The organism is Pseudomonadota bacterium (assembly GCA_030859565.1).
GTDB lineage: Bacteria > Pseudomonadota > Gammaproteobacteria > JACCXJ01 > JACCXJ01 > USCg-Taylor.
Genome location: JALZJW010000268.1, coordinates 256 through 2,547, shown reverse-complemented (window position 1 = coordinate 2,547; position 2,292 = coordinate 256). Strand labels below are relative to the sequence as shown.

Below are 2,292 nucleotides of genomic sequence, written 5' to 3'. Positions count from 1 at the left end.
AATACTTGAGTGCAGGCACAAAGAACGACTACGCTCCCGCGCACCTTCCCCCGGTTCCATGCCTGCCCGTAAACGCAAAATTTCAATCGCGAGACTGCCGATGCAGCGGCAATTCTCTTTTCCCGAGCAAGGGCGATTTTTCAATTTGCGCTCAATCTTCGAGAAGCTGAACGCGCAGTACTTCCGCAACCGGCTCAAGGGCTACACCATCGTTTGGGGTCGCCGGCGGAAGGAGCGGCCGCGGGACCAGATCGTCTTCGGCACGATCCAGGAGGAGGATCGGGTGATCCGGATTCATCCGCTGCTCGATCGTGCCTTCGTGCCGCAGTGGTTCCTCCAGTACGTGATTTACCACGAGATGTGCCATGCCGTGGTCGCCGATCGATTCGACGAGTATGGGCGGCGGATCGTGCATCACGAAAGATTTTACGAGCGCGAGCGAAGGTTCTACTGGTTCCGCCGGGCCAAGGCATGGGAGCAGGAGAACCTCCCGCGATTTCTCCAGTAGATGCGGGAGGCGCCCGGGGCGCGGCATCCCCGCAGAAATCAGTTGAGCGCGCACGGCTCCGCGTGGACGGTGCCCGCTGCTTTCCGCCCATGATGTCTGCCTCCTCACTCCTCAGTTCCCATTCTGCCAGGCCGCGCGTCGTGGTCGGCATGAGCGGCGGCGTCGACTCGTCGGTCGCGGCGTATCTGCTCAAGCAGCAGGGTTACGAGGTGGTGGGCATTACCATGAAGGTATGGCCTCAGGACTGTATCTCGCGCGCCGAAGACAAATGCTGCGGCCCACAGGCCATCGCCGATGCTCGAAGCGTGGCCCATTCTCTCGGCATTCCACACTACGTGGTCGACGAGGCGGAGAACTTCGAGCGGGCGGTGATTGATTACTTCACGAGCGAATACAAAGCGGGGCGCACGCCGAATCCGTGCGTGATGTGCAATGAAAAAGTGAAGTTTGGCAATCTCTGGGGCAAGGCGAAGGCGATCGGCGCGGATTACATTGCGACCGGCCACTACGCGGTCGTCGAGCATTGCGCCGGGCGCGCCGTCTTACGCCGGGGCAGGGATCCGCTCAAAGACCAGTCATATTTTCTGTTCAGCCTTCGCCAGGCGCAGCTCCTCCGCGCGCTCTTCCCGCTGGGCGCCATGGCGAAGACGGAAATCCGTGCGATGGCGCGCGAGCTGGGGCTGAAGACCGCGGACAAAGCCGATAGTCAGGAGATCTGCTTCGTTCCAGGCAGCGACTACAAAGCGTTTTTGAAGGCACACCTGAGCGAGAAAGAGTTTCATCCGGGGGGCATTTACGATAAGAGCGGCGACCGGATCGGAGAGCACGACGGCATCGAGATGTTTACGATCGGCCAGCGGAAGGGCTTGCCCGGCGGCAGTGCCCGGCCGCGTTACGTGATCGACATCGATCCGCTGACCAGCCGGGTGATCGTCGGGGAGGCTGAGGACCTCTTTGTAGAGGAGTTCGAGATCGATCACACCGTGTGGCATGCTCCGGCGATGGCGCGCTTTGAGGCGATGGCAAAAATTCGCTACTCTCATCCGGGCGTGGACTCCACCATTGAGCCCGGCCCGAACGCCACCGCGCGAGTCCGGCTCCAAACCCCGCAACGGGCGGTGACCCCGGGCCAGGCGGCTGTGTTTTATCGGGGCGATGAGGTACTGGGTGGAGGCTGGATTTGCCGTCACGCGCCGGTGACGGCCGCGATGCCGTATGCCTAGCGATGTGCTGCTGGTGCTGAGCAACTTCCCCGGCGTGGATGAAGCGCGCCGAGTTGCCCGAACCCTCGTCGAGGAGCACCTCGTCGCCTGCGCGAATCTCCTTCCACAGGGTGAATCCATTTACCGTTGGCAGGGAGCGGTGGAAACGGCCAACGAAACGCTTGTTTTGTTTAAGACGACCGCCGAGTGCTACGCGCGCGTCGAATCGCGGATCAAGGATCTGCATTCGTATGAGCTACCGGAGATCATCGCGGTGCCGCTTCAGTCCGGTCTACCCGCGTATCTGCGCTGGGTGGGAGAGTCGTGTGTCTAATTTAGACCGTTATGCGGAAGTTAACGGGAATTTTGTTCTCGTTGTGCATCTGAGTATCAGCGACATGACCGGATTATCGAGGGATATCAAGGGCGGAGCCCTTGGTTACTTAGCCCTCCCAACCTGCGGCGCAAGTTTCCTGAAAGGAAGGAACCTGTCTCGGCCCCGCAGGGGTCTGACATGAATAGCTAGCCGTGGGTGCAACCCACGGACAAGATCGGCAGCGTCCAACCCCGCAGGGGTTGAAC

At 60.8% G+C, this 2,292-nt stretch carries 3 protein-coding genes; all 3 read left to right on the top strand.

The window, feature by feature from the left end:
- Positions 1-508, top strand: a 508-nt coding sequence (locus tag M3436_20585) for a SprT-like domain-containing protein (GenBank protein MDQ3566368.1), incomplete at its 5' end; no start/stop codon positions are given.
- Positions 509-657: 149 nt separating this feature from the next.
- Positions 658-1,731 carry a tRNA 2-thiouridine(34) synthase MnmA gene (gene mnmA, locus M3436_20580; protein ID MDQ3566367.1) on the top strand — a complete coding sequence of 358 codons (1,074 nt, stop codon included), beginning with the start codon at positions 658-660 and terminating at the stop codon, positions 1,729-1,731.
- On the top strand, positions 1,724-2,044 hold the full coding sequence (locus M3436_20575) for a divalent-cation tolerance protein CutA (protein MDQ3566366.1): 321 nt from the start codon (positions 1,724-1,726) through the stop codon (positions 2,042-2,044). Before mnmA ends, M3436_20575 begins: the two co-directional genes overlap by 8 nt.
- Positions 2,045-2,292 lie beyond the last annotated feature (248 nt).

Coding starts and splice junctions, on each gene's coding strand:
- mnmA (MDQ3566367.1), top strand. CDS start 658: ATGAGCGGCGGCGTCGACTCGTCGGTCGCGGCGTATCTGCTCAAGCAG.
- M3436_20575 (MDQ3566366.1), top strand. CDS start 1,724: ATGCCTAGCGATGTGCTGCTGGTGCTGAGCAACTTCCCCGGCGTGGAT.